This is a genomic window from Alteromonas macleodii ATCC 27126 (assembly GCF_000172635.2).
Classification (GTDB): domain Bacteria; phylum Pseudomonadota; class Gammaproteobacteria; order Enterobacterales; family Alteromonadaceae; genus Alteromonas; species Alteromonas macleodii.
This window is the reverse complement of sequence record NC_018632.1, coordinates 599,895-615,567: the sequence shown is the minus strand read 5'-3', so window position 1 is coordinate 615,567 and position 15,673 is coordinate 599,895. Positions and strand designations below refer to the sequence as shown.

The window sequence follows — 15,673 nt, the reverse complement described above, 5'->3', positions numbered from 1 at the left end:
TACAAACAGCCATAAAGAGCAATGCTTTATGGCTGTAATTCCAACCTGAACAAATGCTGTTTTGGGAACGTTTTGTCGAAGTAAAAGCCCTGCTTGTTAAATCCTAAGCGCTGTAAAAGCTTTTGCGACGCCATATTTTCTGGGTGCGTCATGGCTGTTAAAAAACGATAGCCCTTAGACGCAGACCACGCTATAACACACTGACATGCCTCATAACATATACCTTTGCCTCTTGCTTCAGGCAGCATGGCAAAGCCTAAATCTGGACATTCAAATGCAAAGCGATTGAAGAGACCACAAACCCCTAACGGTTGTTTGGTTTCGGTTAATTCGACAGCCAGCAGGCCATACCCCCACTCTACGCGCTGCGCATTTGTTTTGCCAATGTAGTCACACGCATCGTCTACTGTATCGACATTTTTACTTCCAATGTATCTAAGCCATAGCGGGTCCTGCTGCAGCGCAAGTACCCAGTGTTTATCATCAAAAGTAAGCGGCCGTAGCGTTATTTTATCGTTTGTAAAAATAGCGGTGTTTGTGTTCACACTAATCCTTTTAGCAAAGTTTTTATGACGCGCATGTAGTACTCGCTTTTGTACCTCTACATTTGAACGTATAACTAGAAGTAAGACCTAAGGCAAACACTATCTCTTTGATAGAAGCCTGTCTATGTGCTCAAAGTGGTCTGGGTTGACCACTGCCGCGCGGGGGTACTTCGGGTTCGCTCTGTCGTTTACTCTTGGGTGCTCCCACAACGATGTATGGACGATAAATCGCTCGGCTTCCTCTATACCACCGTGCTCTAAGCATCCACTCAAGCATGTATCTACGTACGTTTGATGTACGGGATAGGCGTCATTTGCCTGTGTACAATCGAGTGTTTCGCAAATCCAAAAGGTAAATTGTGCAAGCACATCGTCTAAGGACGCAGACCCCTTGTGTTGATGAAAGTTGAGTGCTTTAGCGCTTACTTCGACAAACCGATAGTCTTTTTCTCTTTCCTGTAAGGCAGGGTTAATTTGTGTTGGGATAAGCTGGGCGTTTAATTTGCAATGCGCATTGGCCACGGCGCCAACGTAAGTCTGTTTTTCATGAAGACTACGCGTCACCCATGCCCTTTCGAAGCCTGAAACCGTCACAGGGATCCCTGGTGTAGAAATGTTGGAGTAGCGCTCTCGGCTGTCTTTGCTAAGTAAGCTTCCATAACCTAACACCATGTGTTTTTCGGTTTGCGTACTTAACCAATTCGCTATTTCATTCATTTTCACCTCTACTTCACAACCGCTCGACGTTTACCATCTTAAGCATGTTTATCTTTACAGTTTATTCAACTAGAAAAAATCGTACTGACCACTTTCCCCCGAGTATAAAAAAGGCGATGTACTGAGAGCCCCAATACATCGCCTTGTATACCGCAGTGGAGTTGTTTAATTAAAACAACGCTCTCACACCCATAGTAAAGTTTCTACCTGGAAGCGGTGCTTGGTCTTTTAAGAAAGATGTATGAACACGGGCTTCCTCGTCAGTTAGGTTTTCACCGCGCGCAAACACTACCCAGTCAATGCCCTGCGTGCCAAACTCATATTGCACGCTTGCGTTAACCAAGGTGTAGCCGTCGGTTGCAGTCTCAAATGACGCAACGTCATTTTGGTCGTCGTACCACGTAAAGCCAACGTCAGCACTTAAACCATCGTTCACGTAGCTTAATTCACTACCAAAGCGCATAGGCGGCGTGCGCGGAAGGTTGTCGTCTTCAATTTCTGCGCGGATATAGTCACCAAATACGGTTAAGCGTAGCGTGTCTGTTAAATCAACGTAAGTTTCTGCTTCAAAGCCCCAGATGTCAGCGTCAGCCTGTTGGAAATAATAAATTGGCAAGCCTTCTTCATCGCCGTGTTCATCATGTCCATATTCTTCGTGCTCGCTTTCTAATCCTTCCTCTTCGTGCTCATCGTGTTCTTCGTGCTCGCTGAGCGCAATTAAGCCTGTGCTTGTTTGGAAGATATAGTCATCTGCTTGATTGTAGAAGAACGACGCACTGTAGCCCCAGCTTCCGGTAAACTTACGGAAAGTAATATCTAGGTTGGTACTAACTTCTTCTTTTACGCCTTTAAGTGTTTCTTCGATATGGCCTTCCTCGTCCATATCAAATACTAGACCTACTTCGTAGCTTTGCGTTGCTAAGTGCTGGCCAGCAGAGAAAAGTTCTTGCTGGCTAGGCGCGCGTTCGCTGCGTGATAAAGTCACTGCAATAGAGTGTCCTTCCTGGTATTCCCAGTTAGCGCCCGCTGAAAGCGACAGGCTGGTGAAGTCATAATCAGGGAAGTTGAAAGCAACAGCGTGCTCTTCATGTTCTTCACCCTCATGCTCTTCATCGTGCTCTTCGCCTTCGTGCTCCTCACCTTCATGCTCATCATGTTCTTCATGTAAAACGTCAAGTTCTACTTCGCTTGCGTCAGCATCCAAAGTCGTTCGCTCTAGTCGGCCACCAAGCTCAAAGGTTACATCACCTACTTTCTTTTGTTCTATAACATAAAGTGCGTAGCTCGATGTAGTATTAGCGGGGGTAAAGGCTTCTTCGCCTACGGCATTGTAATCGCTATGATTAAACTGTAGCCCGAATACGCCGTGCCAGCCGTTCACTTCTTCGTGGTAAGCAGAAAGACGGATATCGCTCGACTCATTAGTAAATACAGTACCTGGTTCACCGTCTTCAATTTCAGCATGTTCGTAATCGGTGTAGGCTGCGGCAAACTTAAGGTTTGTAAGTCCACGTACTGGAGAGTGCCACTCACCGGCTGCTTGATAACGGGTCATATCTACATCAAGTAACACGCCTTCTTCAGCGTGTTCTTCATGATCATGTTCTTCAAGGTCGTGGTCTTCGCCCTCATGCTCTTCATCGTGCTCTTCCTCACCATGAGCATGACTATGGCCAGGTACGCCATATTTATTGTCGAGTTGTTCAACAGCAAAACCGAAGTAGCCTTCTTCGGCCACGTAAGATAAACCTGCAACGACGTTACGCGTCTCCATTGCGCTGCTTTCTAGCACACCGTTTGGTTCATCTTCATCGGGGTCGATAGATGCGAAGTCTGGGATGTCAGCATTGTCTGTGTCGCGATAAAAGCCATCTACATGCCATACGATATTACCGCTTCCGCCAGTTACATCAGCACGGGTATAAGAACCGTTATTTACTGTGCTGTAGCTGGTCTCGGCTTCGCCTTCTACGCCGTCTATCTGATACTGAGGAATACGTTTGTCAACAACGTTTACAACACCACCAATAGCGCCACTGCCGTATTGAAGCGTCGCAGGACCGCGAAGTACTTCCACCTGCGTTGCACTTGAGAGTGTGGTGGCGACATTGTGATCTGGACCTACTCGAGATACATCAGATACATCCAAACCGTTTTGAACAATCTTGACACGCGGGCCATCGTTACCGCGAATAACTGGGCTGCTTGAAACCGGGCCAAAATAAGTGCTGTGCACACCAGGCGCGTTTTTTAGGGTTTCCCCTAAGGTTGGTGCTTCTATTTTACGTAATTTTTCAGCACCAATTACGGTCACTGGCGTAACAGATTCCAGTACTGATGATTGAAGCGCATTGGCGGTAACCACGATATTTTCGACGGATGCAGGCTTTAAAACGAAGTCTACATTTTGATCCGTATTTACGTCGCCTAAGTCGTTATCACCATGAATGTAGTTAGAAGAATAAACATGTAAATGAATGTGTGGCTGCTTTACATCGTCAAAACGGTAAATACCATTTGCATCGGTGTATGCTACACGGCGGCTGCCTTCAATCTTTACTTCAGCCCCTGCAACAGGTTGCCCTGCCGTGTCGGTGACTTTTCCCGTTACTGTGGTGGCATACACAGGCGCACTTAACAGCCCTGCTATGGACAAACTTAGCAGCGAACGCATTTTCATGGGTATTCCTCTGAGGATGTTATAACATTATCTAGTGATGTTATAACATTTTTCAGCATTGCCGTGCTCATGTCAACCGCAGGCCAATGTAAGTTACCCCTTATCTACGCTAATTTAATGTTTTGTAACTATTTAGGTGCAAAGCCTTCGCATTTCTGCCCCATTAAAAGTCTCTAAGCTCTGCTTACCGTAAAGTTGATCACTTCTTGTATGTGTTTTGCATTGGTTTTAAGCATAAGCAAACGATCGATGCCCAGCGCCACACCCGCACACGGTGGCAAACCTGCGTCAAGCGCACTTAGAAAGTTTTCATCAATGGGCTTAGTGGGAAGGCCATGTTCTTCGCGCTTTCTGTTATCCGTTTCAAAGCGCAGCCGCTGCTCTTTTGCTGCACTTAACTCATGAAAACCGTTAGCAAGTTCAGCGCCTTGGTAATACACCTCAAAGCGTTCGGCAACCCGTTCATCAACTGGGCTTAGTTTAGCAAGCGCCGCCTGAGAAGCAGGGAAATCGTAGATGAAGCACGGTTTTTCGTTACCGATTTTAGGTTCGATTGCATAGCTGAATAACAGTTGTAACTTACTGTCATAGCTTAGATTTTGCGGCGCATGAATATCTATGTTCTGCTCTTCCATTGCCTTTAGCAAAACGTCGTTATCAGCACTTAACGGGTCAATATTTAAATAGGTTTGAAAAGCTTGCTGATACGTCATCTTATCGGCCGAAGCCGTGTTTAAGGTTTCTTGCAGCAAGGCGTCAACCTCGTCCATTAGCGCAAAATGATCAAAACCTAAGCGGTACCACTCTAGCATGGTAAACTCTGGATTGTGCCAGCGCCCTTCACCTTCATGGCGAAACGCTTTACACACTTGGTAAATACTACCGCTGTCAGCGCACAGTAACCGCTTCATGGCATATTCAGGGGAAGTTTGAAGATACAGCGTAGTTGGCTTACCGGATGAGGCAAAATTGAATTGTGTATCAAACGCATCTAAATGCTCATCGGTAACCGTACCGTTTGAAAGTAAAGGCGTATCGACCTCTAACACGTTTCTTGCGTAAAAAAACTCACGGATTGTTCTGAGTAATTCTGCTCGCGCAACACGGGCTTCATAAGTGGTAGTAGGCTGCCAAGATTGCATGTATTCAAACCTAAAAAGAATAGCTAAAACAAAAAACCGGTACACTAAGGCACCGGCTTTACACGTATACAGAATGTCTCAGATATTATTTTTGTGCGCGAGACACGTATTCGCCAGAGCGCGTATCTACACGGATAACTTCGCCTGTTTGAACGAATAGAGGAACGCGAACAACTGCACCAGTGCTAAGCGTTGCTGGCTTACCACCAGTACCTGCTGTATCACCTTTAAGACCAGGATCAGTTTCAGTGATTTCAAGCTCAACGAAGTTTGGCGGCGTTACTGTGATAGGTGAACCGTTCCACAGTGTAATGGTGCAAACGTCGTTTTCTACCAACCACTTGGTATTCTCGCCTACCGCTTTTTCGTCTGCAGCGATTTGTTCGAATGTATCGTTGTTCATAAAGTGGTAGAATTCGCCGTCGGTGTACAAGTAGGCAAGTTCCGTATCCATTACGTCAGCGCCTTCTACTGATTCACCTGAGCGGAAAGTTTTTTCTAAAACTTTACCTGAAATAAGCTTGCGGATTTTTACGCGGTTAAACGCTTGGCCCTTACCCGGCTTTACGTATTCGTTTTCTAGAATGTTGCAAGGTTCGCCGTCCAGCATGATTTTCAGGCCGCCTTTGAACTCGTTAGTGCTGTAATTAGCCATAATTCCTCTGTCTAAACATAAGGTACAAAAAGTTTCGTGGAACAAATAATACCTAAAAAACCGATTTCTGTAGAGCATAACTGGCAAAAAGAATTAGCAAGTAGCTTTACTGATCCTGCAAAGCTATTGCAACACTTAGGTTTAGACCAAGAAAAATACGCACAACACATTAAAGCACGTCGTCTTTTTCCTATGCGTGTTCCACGACATTTTGTGGATCTGATGGAAAAAGAAAATCCCAACGACCCGCTGTTTTTGCAAGTCATGCCGCTCAGCGATGAATTCCTAACATCACCCGGTTATAGCGAAGATCCGTTAGACGAGCACGACACCGCAGGCAAAGGCATACTGCACAAATACGATTCTCGCGTGTTGTTAATGGTTCGCACTGGCTGTGCAGTAAACTGCCGTTACTGTTTTCGCCGCCATTTTCCATACGCCGACAATGCGGTAAGTAAGCACCAATGGCTTGATGTGCTTGAATACCTTCGCAGTAATAACAAAATTAATGAGGTGATTTTTTCAGGTGGCGACCCACTGATGGCGAAAGATGAACATTTGTCGTGGTTAGCCAACGAAATTACCACCATTCCCCATATAAAACGCCTGCGTATTCATAGCCGTCTGCCGGTAGTGCTACCAGAACGAATTAGCCATGACTTTGTTGAATGGTTTACCGCATTGCCGCTTCAAAAAGTATTAGTGCTGCATGCAAACCACGCAAATGAGATGTCAGAAACGCTAAAATCCCGATTAAAAACACTACGAGAGAGAGGTGTGACTCTGCTCAATCAGTCGGTATTGCTAAAAGGTGTAAACGATTCCGGCGATGCCATAAGTGATTTAAGTGAAACGCTATTTGAGGCTGGAGTACTGCCCTATTACTTGCACGTGTTAGATAAAGTGCAGGGTGCGAGTCATTTTTATGTGAGTGATGATGAAGGCCGCGAAATTATGGAAGAAGCGATAAAGCGTCTGCCGGGCTTCTTGGTGCCAAAACTGGTGAGAGAAATTGGCGGTCAACCCGGCAAAACGCCTATCGACTTACATTTGCATCCGTAACTTACGCGTAGGTATCAATGTTGGCGCCTAACGCGGGGTTTGAAGATGACGTTTTTGGTACGTCAGCGGCTGATTCCAGCAGCTGAAGCGACGCTTTTCCCTCTTGCTCTTGCTGGCTTTTTGCCAACTTAAGAGAGGCCAACTCAAGTGACGCACCGGACGTTCCAGAGGCACTAGTACCTTGTAGATCCATACCATTTTCCTTTGTTGCTTGTAGCAAAGTAAAAAAATGGGCAGAATTGCCCACCCTTACGGCGTGTTGTCCATTACATAAATAGCAAGCGGCTCAATTACCCGCAGACTTCGTAATTTACAACTGACTTCAGGTTATCGGCCTTGAAAGGCGAAACTTTAATCATTATTTACCGTGATACATTCGGCGTAGCATATAATGATAGCTGCGCAATATATATGAACATTAAGTGTGCGGCTAACTCGTGCACCGGATTACATTAGAAACAAAAGGCGTGACCATGCAACAGAGCCAAGAGATGCAAGCTGTCCATCAACAACTTCAAGAAACACTTCAAACGCTGCACCGCAAAGCTGTTGATGCCGACCAAATACTAGATAGTTTACAGCGCGATCAAAAAGGGAAGTTTGCAGCCGTTTTCGCAGATGACAGTGGGTTTAGCACATCAGCAAAACGCTTTGGTCCATATGTTCAAGAGATTGCAAATGACTGGCAATTGCTAAAGGAACTGGATGATGATGCGGCCAAACAAGCCCTAGCGCCATTAGTTAAAAAAATAGAGTTGGCGCTGGTGACCATTGCGCAATTTCAGCAATCCCTATCTAAAAGCTAGCGCGGACTAAAATATACCTATGAACGAAAAGCCCGCTTTATTTGCGGGCTTTTTTTTGACATTAGCTTCTCGCTTACGGCGAACTCTCACGCGCCTTACCGCTTATTTTTGATAAAGCGGTAGCAAGGCAATTCTCCGCTTAATTTCCTGCACTTCTTTCAAATAGGCTTCACTGTCCACCCGCTGATACTGCTCGGTAAATACTTGCTTACTTAAGCCTTCGGGCAGCCCTTCAATAGGCGGGATGATTTCAAGTTCACTTTGAATGCGCGCAATCGCGTTTTGCACTTCCATCGCTGTATTTGGATGGGTAGCGACCTTTGCAAACTCAGTACCCGACATGTCTGCCGCTAAGTCTACAAAGCTATAGCCCGAACCACCGTTGCCCCGGTCCATTAGCTCTTTAAACTCACCAATTGCTAGGGACATACCTTGTTCTGCCATTAACTCTAATGCAGCAGAAATAATAAAGTGACGAGCCAAATCGTTGCGCTTGTGCAGCACAGCACCTCTGCGAGGCTTTAACGCTTTTTCGGAATCTGGCTGTATGTCGCCCACTAGAGTCCCAACACGATGATGCCCAACGTAAACCGCTAAAGCGAGGATTACCGCATTATTATGCAGTACTGCATCTTGAGGGGTTTGGCTTTGCTCTCTCGCCCGTGCCATCCCCTCGCGCAAGTATTCAATAAGGGATACCGGTTTACTTGATAAGGCTATTTCTCTACCAGACAAATAACGTAAATAGTACGCTGATAACTGCTGAAGCTCGGTCTGTTCGCTTACCGACATGTTCGACGCCACCACGTTTAACTCGCTTAGCAGCTCATCTAAACGCCCAACATCAAGGGTAAGTTCACCGCTTCTCATGGTCACACGTTCAACCCGCGATAACGCAATGGTGGCTATTTCTGATTGCGTATAAGAGTTCACCGTACGCTCTAAAAACCCAAGTAAAAAACGACCCGGAATGGTTAAGTCGCCAACTTGGACTTGCTCTATACGCAAGCTATCTCCAGGCAGTACTAGTGCTGACGCATTTACATAATAGCCCGTATTGTTGATAGCGTAAGTGACGTTAATGGTTCCCGCCAACGGCGTGATATTCACTACGCCCTTAAAGTCAGGTAATGCACGCTGTAACACACCCACTAAGCTTTCGACTTGGGTTTCGGTGAGCGTAACTTTATGCCCCTCTTCTCGGCGGGAAAACGCCTGTTGCAGCTGACCGAGGAGTTCATTAACGCTATCAGCACCATCTAGCTGTGTGGGCGCTGTCGATGCGACTAATGGCGTTTTTTGCACAGCCATAACCGTAATCGTAGCAACGCTTACTACAAGCAGAACAACAATGATGGCAAGAGTAATCAAAAGCCATTTTACGCTACGCAAAATCATGAGAAATCAGCTGTACCTGTCATTACAATGAATAAAAAATAAGTTAGCGCCTCTGGCGTTCTTTGCTGTAAAACAAAGAAAGTTACGCCCTAACGTGCTGGTTATACTACGTTATCTATTTTCGCGCCACCAGTGACAAGTGGCACGACAAGTCGGCAATTAACCTCCACCGCATTCGCTAAAAAACGAGTTCGCAGTCCACCCAGTCTTTCAAGCTTGTATACCGCACTGTGGCACCAGACAAGTTATGATGTTTCGACAAATCCGTGGGTATCACAACGCAAGCTAGGTTTGCAGCAAGTGCCGCTGTCATGCCGGTTTGCGTGTCTTCAATTGCCACACATTCACCGGGTATTTTTCCTAGCTTGTCCATTGCAAGCGCGTAACAATCAGGTGCTGGTTTGCTGTTTTCGACATCTTCCACGGCAACCACGCAAGAGATAAAAGCACTCAAATCATACTGAGATAAGGTTTTTTCCACCGACTTTTTACTTCCCCCAGTCACAATGCCAATGGTATAGCCTTTGTTTGCACATTGTTTAATAGCTTCCTTAGCAAACGGCATTAAGGGGAAAGCTTGCTTGTCTAAGTAGTCGCTAATGCTTTTGTGTTTTTGCTCTGCTAGCTGCTGCGGCGCTACATCAATATTAAAATGTTCGACGAGATCGACAGCATTTTGCTTTACTGGAATACCCGCCATCACTTCACAATAAAAATCTTCGCTTAGTTCAACATCGTACTTCAGCAAAATGTCTTTCCACAGGTCAAAATGTACGGATTCTGAGTCAATAAGGGTACCGTCGTGATCAAATAATAGCGTTGTGGTTTTGTCGCTTACCGCTAACTGGCGGGTTGATGAAGAAACTGAGTGCAATGCCAAAATAAACCTCCTTGCTAGTTCAATACCGGTTTTGAAAACATATTGGGTGTCATCGATACCGAAAAAACGATAACACCTTTAGCCCCTGCTGCAGTGCTTTGTTAAAGGTGATTGTTTGCATGCCATATGTCAGAACATGCCAGAACAGTGCCAGTCCTGTGATACACTGGGGCATTCACGAGCTAGAACATTTTCAACGTGGAGAAAATTGGGTGCTTTACCACATACTAGGCTTTGCCAGTGCCGCGCTGTTTTTACTGACATGGTTAGGATTATGGTCACAAATTAAGGCCATGACGCGCTTTCACGTGCCCGTTTCTAGCGAAAGTGACGATGCTAACCACAGTCTGTCACTTAACCAGTTTGGCTCTAGCTATTTTGCCTTTTTCTCAATTTTCCTATTTGGCATTTCGGTAGAGCCTTTCAACCATTACTTGGTGTGGACACGATTTGGCGCGCTCATACTTACGCTCATTATCATTTGGAAAATATGGCAACACAGGCGCACTACAATTTCAGGTTACGTTGCCGCTGTTGCTCTGCTAGCCCTTATTGGTGGCACACTTTCCATTGCTTTTCGGCCATTCCCAACGCTTGCACAGCTTGGCGCAAACACATTAATGCTGGTCGTTACCGTTATCTTATTTCAAGGTTCACTGCACCAGTGGTTTGTACTGCAGCGCAGACAAAAAGTGGGGTCGCTGTCATTTGCGCTGTTTCGCAATATATTGATAAAAGACGTTAGCACTTTATTGTTTGGCCTAACAATGCCATTAAGCCAAAGCTGGCCGCTGCTTATCTTAAATGGTACGAGCGTAATTATGCGTGGCAGTATTTTATTGCAAATGCACAAACTAAAACGCCGAGAAATTTCCGTATCAGGATAGTATCTCGGCGTTTTCGATTTGCTTCATGTAGCGATAAGGTTGCTTGTCTAGCGGTCACTTGTTTGAACAGCGTTATCGATACACGCTTCTATAAATAAGCACAAAAGCGGCGCGTTTCTGCAATCTACAACGCCACTTCGGCCATATTACCTTTGCTTTCAAGCCATGTTTTACGGTCGCCAGAACGCTTCTTAGCAAGAAGCATGTCCATCAACTCCATCATTTCTTCCGCGTCTTCAATGGTCAGCTGAACAAGCCGACGGGTGTTCGGGCCCATGGTTGTTTCGCGAAGCTGTAGCGGGTTCATTTCACCCAAGCCTTTAAAGCGCTGTACGTTGACTTTACCGCGTTTCTTTTCCGCTTCAATTCGGTCAAGAATGCCCTGCTTCTCGCCTTCATCTAGCGCGTAATACACCTCTTTGCCTACATCTATTCTAAATAGCGGCGGCATAGCGACATACACATGACCTTGTTCAACCAAGGTTCTGAAATGACGTACAAAGAGCGCACATAATAAGGTAGCAATGTGTAGCCCATCGGAGTCAGCATCGGCAAGAATACATATTTTACCGTAGCGCAAACCAGACAGGTCCGTCGAGTCTGGGTCGATACCCAGCGCAACTGAAATATCGTGAATTTCCTGTGAAGCCAGTACCTGAGAAGAGTCGACTTCCCAGCTATTTAAGATTTTACCGCGCAGCGGCATAATTGCCTGAAACTCTCGGTCTCGCGCTTGCTTGGCCGAGCCACCCGCCGAGTCACCCTCTACTAAAAACAGTTCAGAGTAAGAAATATCTTGTGATGAGCAGTCGGTCAGTTTGCCTGGTAGTGCCGGCCCTTGAGTGACCTTTTTACGCGCAACCTTTTTGGTTTGACGCAGGCGGCGCTGTGCATTGTTGATACACATTTCAGCAAGCGCTTCAGCAATTTCAGTGTGTTGGTTTAACCAAAGGCTGAATGCGTCTTTCACCACGCCTGATACAAACGCGCTGGCCTGACGTGAAGACAAGCGTTCTTTAGTTTGACCAGCAAACTGCGGGTCCTGCATCTTAGTCGACAGGATATAGGCACAACGGTCCCAAATGTCATCTGGCGATAACTTAACGCCACGAGGCATTAAGTTTCTAAATTCGCAAAATTCGCGCATGGACTCTAGTAAGCCTTGGCGCAACCCGTTAACGTGTGTACCGCCTTGCGCTGTAGGAATAAGGTTAACGTAGCTTTCCGTTACTAAATCACCACCTTCAGGCAACCACATTACAGCCCAATCGGCGGCTTCTGTGTTGCCACTAAATGTACCTACAAATGGCGTGTCAGACGGCAAGGTTTCAAACTCTTCTACCGCTTGATAGAGGTAGTCTTTAAGACCATCTTCGTAATACCACTCTTGGCTTTCTTTGGTGATCTTGTTGTCGAAACGAATGCGCAGACCCGGGCTTAATACCGCTTTAGCGCGCAAGTTGTGCACAAGTCGACTGGCTGAGAATTTAGCCGAATCGAAATATTGCGGGTCAGGCCAGAAGTGAACACGAGTTCCTGTATTGCGTTTACCACAGGTATCAATAACTTGTAAGTCTTCGACTTTGTCGCCGTTTTCAAAGGCAATTTGGTATACGTTACTGTCTCGTCGAATAGTTACTTCTACGCGGGTTGAAAGCGCGTTAACTACCGAGATCCCCACCCCGTGAAGACCACCAGAGAAGGCATAGTTTTTATTTGAAAATTTACCACCCGCGTGAAGCTTACATAGAATAAGCTCTACGCCTGATATCCCTTCTTCAGGGTGGATATCTACCGGCATACCACGACCATCGTCGATAACTTCTAACGATTGGTCTTCATGCAAAATTACTTTGATGTTAGAGGCGTGCCCAGCAAGCGCTTCATCCACACTGTTATCGATGACTTCCTGACCCAAGTGATTTGGGCGGGTAGTGTCGGTATACATACCAGGGCGGCGTTTTACGGGGTCAAGGCCGTTTAAAACCTCGATAGCATCTGAATTGTATTGATTTGACATAGTTATGGTTGTTATTTAAGCCAGCGACAAAGAAAGAGGTACGCGGCACTTAAGCAAAGCGCCGCACAGCATAGGTTTGATGTTAGCAGGGCGAGTACAGACTGGCAATGCGCTTATTTCAGCAAAAACTCGGCAATAGCAGGCAAGTGATTTTCGTAACCTACAAAGCTGTGATCGCCGCCTTCTTCAATAACCAGATGACTTTGTGCGTACTTTTCAGCCGCTAAGCGGTAATCCAGTGTTTCATCCTCGGTCTGAAGTAGCACTTTGTAATTACCTGGCGTTTTAATTGAGGCAGCTTCTAATGCTTGGATTACCCCCATATCGCTTTCTACTATTTCAAACTTTTCTTTGCTGTAAGGGTTTTCGTGGGCACCGATAAACCCTTGCAATAGCTCGTAAGGGCGAACAGCGGGATTGATTAACACGGCTTTGCCACCAAACTTTTCAAGCAAAAACGTAGAGAGATACCCCCCCATTGAACTACCAATAAGTTTCAGCCCGTTTTCAAGCAGTGCCGGTGTGTTCTCAATAAGTGAAATTAGCTGGTCTTCCACTTTGCTAGGAAAATTAGATAGCTCAGGAATGTGCAAGGTAACGTTCGAGTGATGCTGCTCAAAATACGCTTTGGTGGCTTGCGCCTTAATGGATTTCGGCGAACTTAAAAAGCCGTGGAGATATAAAATGTGCTGCATATTTTTCTCTACTCTGTGTTCTCTGTTCTTTTTTGTTTCTTTGTTTGCTCTAAACTCGATGCGAGTATGAAACGGGTTTTAACGCCAAACGCACCTAGCGCATCCTTCAAAGCCAAGCTCGACTGAGCTAAACCCTAACAACGGTAACGTTTACCGTGCCATCACCCATTAAACTCATCACCTGATACCCCGGCGCTTCATTGCTAACACCAAACTCGGGCCGCATTTCCCACTGCCAACATGTAGAAGGGCTGCCGTAAGAAGGCGTATTGTGTTTTCCTATCTGCTGGCGCAACGGCGAATGCACGTGTCCGTGTAGGAAGGCTTTTATCTGCGGATATTCATCTGTAAGCGATACTAACCGCTGAGCATCAACCAAAGAGTGCTTATCCATCCAACTGTTTGAAGGCAATATGTGATGATGAAGCGCAACAAGATGATTTGTCTGCGGCGACGTAGTTAACGATTGCTCAAGCGCCTGTATATCGCTTTCTTTTACTCCCCCCGCTGCCGTATGCATATTACTTGTAGCGCGGGTATCCATGCCGTGTATTTGCCAATTGCACAAGCTTAACGAGTCATTGTTTTGTAAGTGCCGACTGCCAACGTACTTTTCGAAGTACGGATTATTGTCATGGTTTCCCGCCAGCACAAACCATTCTATATTTGCTGGCTCAATATGTTGCTCCATCAATGCAATAAAATGCTGATAGCTCTCAGGGGAATTATCGCCGCTAATATCCCCAGTAACCAGCACGACTACTTGGTGCTTTGCTCTCTGTTCTGGCTCACTGGCAACTTCTTGAACAATGTAATTTTGGATATCAGAAAGCACGCGTGCTAGTGAATCATAGGGCGCGATGCCCGCATATCCCGTCTTATCTTTGTCTTTTAGTAAGTGGCAATCACTTAGCTGAATGAGTGTTATCACGCTTCAGAAGTAACGTTTGAGGAGTGTTGCAAACAGAAGTTTAGCCATTCAGCTAAAAAGATATTCACCATGTGCTTTTCGTTACGCTGACGCATTTTTAAATTCGGATACTCGTACGACGGTTCAAGCGCTCCCGTATTTTGGCTATTGATAACCTCTGCCATACGCGCATCGTGATATAAGCGTACCGTCATGCTGGGCGTTAAATATGAGGGCATATCTTTAGTGGTTTGCTTAATGCTTAACGTACTGGTGTAGCGAGCAGACTCTACAATACGTATTTCATAAGACAGGCCGACACCAACCGAAAATTCATAGCTCAAATCTTCCGTATCGCAATCAGGCAAAATTCTCAGAACATGGGAGTAGTTCAGTTCGCAAAGGGCCTGCATTGAAGGAAGATGAGGTACGTATTTTCGTCGATTGCGTTGTGTCACGATGTCTGCCACTGCTCCAGAAGTTGTGTTTTGTGCATAAAGAACCATTGTAGCGCAATTACCGCTGCGGCGTTGTCAATATGGCCATTTTCCAACCATTCAAGGGCGGTATTTTCTTTTATTCGATGTACTTTAATGTCTTCAGACTCGCTTTCTAGGCCGTGAATGCCTTGCGCTTGGCTAGCATCAGTCTTTGCTATAAAAATGTGTAATCTTTCGGTCGTGCCGCCCGGGCTCGATAAATAACTCAGCGCTTTGGTTAATTTATCTAGGGTAATACCTGCCTCTTCCATCGACTCTCTATGGCATACAGACTCCGGTGTTTCTCCTTTGTCGATCATGCCCGCGATAATTTCTATTAACCAAGGGCTTGAAGATGTGGCTAATGCCCCAATTCTAACTTGCTCAATGAGCACAAACTCTTGGAGTTCAGGATCGTAGGGTAAGACCCCCACCGCATGACCGCGTTCAAATATTTCTCGCGTGACCGTGTCGCTCCATTCTCCATTAAAACACTTGTGCTTAAATTGATACTGATTCATGGTAAAGAAACCACGATACACTGGCTTAATGTCGGTAATTTCGACGTCATTTGAGGTAAATGAAAGGAATTCCTTGCTCATTTGCTGACACTTATGGTTCAAATAGATTTATCATACATAGTACATTTACACACCAACCATGTATACGCATGAAAAATGCGATACGGCGTGTGAGCGAATAACAGAAAACTCATATTACAAGTCGTCTATTACTATAATAATTGCGTGGGTAGATCACATATTCTGTTACAGTTAATCGAATACTGTTACGAGTTT

The 15,673-nt window shown here is 45.7% G+C and carries 16 protein-coding genes; 3 read left to right on the top strand and 13 right to left on the bottom strand.

The window, feature by feature from the left end; translation table 11 throughout:
- Positions 1-26 precede the first annotated feature (26 nt).
- The 5 genes from MASE_RS02695 to efp form a co-directional block, all read right to left on the bottom strand.
- Positions 27-545, bottom strand: a complete 519-nt coding sequence (locus MASE_RS02695; protein ID WP_014948221.1) for a GNAT family N-acetyltransferase — start codon at positions 543-545, stop codon at positions 27-29.
- 99 nt (positions 546-644) lie between these two features.
- On the bottom strand, positions 645-1,262 hold the full coding sequence (locus MASE_RS02690) for a hypothetical protein (protein ID WP_014948220.1): 618 nt from the start codon (positions 1,260-1,262) through the stop codon (positions 645-647).
- 169 nt (positions 1,263-1,431) lie between these two features.
- Positions 1,432-3,942: a TonB-dependent receptor gene (locus MASE_RS02685; protein WP_014948219.1), complete on the bottom strand. Its 2,511-nt coding sequence runs from the start codon at positions 3,940-3,942 to the stop codon at positions 1,432-1,434.
- A 173-nt stretch (positions 3,943-4,115) separates the two neighbouring features.
- A complete protein-coding gene (gene epmA, locus MASE_RS02680; protein WP_014948218.1) occupies positions 4,116-5,084 on the bottom strand; it encodes an elongation factor P--(R)-beta-lysine ligase in 969 nt (322 codons plus the stop codon).
- An 85-nt stretch (positions 5,085-5,169) separates the two neighbouring features.
- A complete protein-coding gene (gene efp / locus MASE_RS02675) occupies positions 5,170-5,739 on the bottom strand; it encodes an elongation factor P (protein ID WP_014948217.1) in 570 nt (189 codons plus the stop codon).
- Positions 5,740-5,775: 36 nt separating this feature from the next.
- On the opposite strand from efp, the gene epmB reads away from it, so the two are divergent.
- Positions 5,776-6,801, top strand: coding sequence for an EF-P beta-lysylation protein EpmB (epmB, locus tag MASE_RS02670; protein ID WP_014948216.1), 1,026 nt, complete (start codon positions 5,776-5,778; stop codon positions 6,799-6,801).
- A 1-nt stretch (position 6,802) separates the two neighbouring features.
- On the opposite strand, the gene MASE_RS02665 is transcribed toward epmB, so the two are convergent.
- Positions 6,803-6,994 carry a hypothetical protein gene (locus tag MASE_RS02665; protein ID WP_014948215.1) on the bottom strand — a complete coding sequence of 64 codons (192 nt, stop codon included), beginning with the start codon at positions 6,992-6,994 and terminating at the stop codon, positions 6,803-6,805.
- 280 nt (positions 6,995-7,274) lie between these two features.
- On the opposite strand from MASE_RS02665, the gene MASE_RS02660 reads away from it, so the two are divergent.
- A complete protein-coding gene (locus MASE_RS02660; protein ID WP_014948214.1) occupies positions 7,275-7,607 on the top strand; it encodes a hypothetical protein in 333 nt (110 codons plus the stop codon).
- A 102-nt stretch (positions 7,608-7,709) separates the two neighbouring features.
- On the opposite strand, the gene MASE_RS02655 is transcribed toward MASE_RS02660, so the two are convergent.
- Both MASE_RS02655 and MASE_RS02650 read right to left on the bottom strand, forming a co-directional pair.
- Complete coding sequence (locus tag MASE_RS02655) at positions 7,710-9,005, bottom strand: hypothetical protein (protein ID WP_014948213.1); 1,296 nt, start codon at positions 9,003-9,005, stop codon at positions 7,710-7,712.
- A 178-nt stretch (positions 9,006-9,183) separates the two neighbouring features.
- Complete coding sequence (locus MASE_RS02650) at positions 9,184-9,885, bottom strand: HAD family hydrolase (RefSeq protein ID WP_014948212.1); 702 nt, start codon at positions 9,883-9,885, stop codon at positions 9,184-9,186.
- Positions 9,886-10,097: 212 nt separating this feature from the next.
- On the opposite strand from MASE_RS02650, the gene MASE_RS02645 reads away from it, so the two are divergent.
- Positions 10,098-10,772, top strand: coding sequence for a hypothetical protein (locus MASE_RS02645; RefSeq protein ID WP_039231969.1), 675 nt, complete (start codon positions 10,098-10,100; stop codon positions 10,770-10,772).
- A gap of 124 nt (positions 10,773-10,896) precedes the next feature.
- On the opposite strand, the gene parE is transcribed toward MASE_RS02645, so the two are convergent.
- From parE to nudF, 5 genes are all read right to left on the bottom strand, one after another.
- Positions 10,897-12,792 carry a DNA topoisomerase IV subunit B gene (gene parE / locus MASE_RS02640; RefSeq protein ID WP_014948210.1) on the bottom strand — a complete coding sequence of 632 codons (1,896 nt, stop codon included), beginning with the start codon at positions 12,790-12,792 and terminating at the stop codon, positions 10,897-10,899.
- Between the two features lie 113 nt (positions 12,793-12,905).
- Entirely contained in the window at positions 12,906-13,487 is a 582-nt protein-coding gene (locus tag MASE_RS02635) for a YqiA/YcfP family alpha/beta fold hydrolase (RefSeq protein ID WP_014948209.1), read from the bottom strand.
- 127 nt (positions 13,488-13,614) lie between these two features.
- The gene (locus MASE_RS02630) at positions 13,615-14,418 is read right to left on the bottom strand and encodes a metallophosphoesterase family protein (protein ID WP_014948208.1); all 804 of its coding nucleotides are present in this window, start codon (positions 14,416-14,418) and stop codon (positions 13,615-13,617) included.
- The gene (locus MASE_RS02625; RefSeq protein WP_014978277.1) at positions 14,415-14,810 is read right to left on the bottom strand and encodes a DUF1249 domain-containing protein; all 396 of its coding nucleotides are present in this window, start codon (positions 14,808-14,810) and stop codon (positions 14,415-14,417) included. Before MASE_RS02625 ends, MASE_RS02630 begins: the two co-directional genes overlap by 4 nt.
- Positions 14,811-14,851: 41 nt before the next feature.
- Positions 14,852-15,478 (bottom strand): ADP-ribose diphosphatase, encoded by a 627-nt coding sequence (nudF, locus tag MASE_RS02620; protein ID WP_014948206.1) that lies wholly within the window; start codon positions 15,476-15,478, stop codon positions 14,852-14,854.
- Between the last annotated feature and the right edge of the window lie 195 nt (positions 15,479-15,673).

What these genes read in the sequence shown, in the direction of transcription:
- MASE_RS02625 (WP_014978277.1), bottom strand. Translation starts at nt 14,810, where the DNA reads ATGCAGGCCCTTTGCGAACTGAACTACTCCCATGTTCTGAGAATTTTG.
- MASE_RS02665 (WP_014948215.1), bottom strand. Translation starts at nt 6,994, where the DNA reads ATGGATCTACAAGGTACTAGTGCCTCTGGAACGTCCGGTGCGTCACTT.
- MASE_RS02635 (WP_014948209.1), bottom strand. Translation starts at nt 13,487, where the DNA reads ATGCAGCACATTTTATATCTCCACGGCTTTTTAAGTTCGCCGAAATCC.
- MASE_RS02685 (WP_014948219.1), bottom strand. Translation starts at nt 3,942, where the DNA reads ATGAAAATGCGTTCGCTGCTAAGTTTGTCCATAGCAGGGCTGTTAAGT.
- MASE_RS02660 (WP_014948214.1), top strand. Translation starts at nt 7,275, where the DNA reads ATGCAACAGAGCCAAGAGATGCAAGCTGTCCATCAACAACTTCAAGAA.
- epmA (WP_014948218.1), bottom strand. Translation starts at nt 5,084, where the DNA reads ATGCAATCTTGGCAGCCTACTACCACTTATGAAGCCCGTGTTGCGCGA.
- efp (WP_014948217.1), bottom strand. Translation starts at nt 5,739, where the DNA reads ATGGCTAATTACAGCACTAACGAGTTCAAAGGCGGCCTGAAAATCATG.
- MASE_RS02655 (WP_014948213.1), bottom strand. Translation starts at nt 9,005, where the DNA reads ATGATTTTGCGTAGCGTAAAATGGCTTTTGATTACTCTTGCCATCATT.
- MASE_RS02690 (WP_014948220.1), bottom strand. Translation starts at nt 1,262, where the DNA reads ATGAATGAAATAGCGAATTGGTTAAGTACGCAAACCGAAAAACACATG.
- nudF (WP_014948206.1), bottom strand. Translation starts at nt 15,478, where the DNA reads ATGAGCAAGGAATTCCTTTCATTTACCTCAAATGACGTCGAAATTACC.
- parE (WP_014948210.1), bottom strand. Translation starts at nt 12,792, where the DNA reads ATGTCAAATCAATACAATTCAGATGCTATCGAGGTTTTAAACGGCCTT.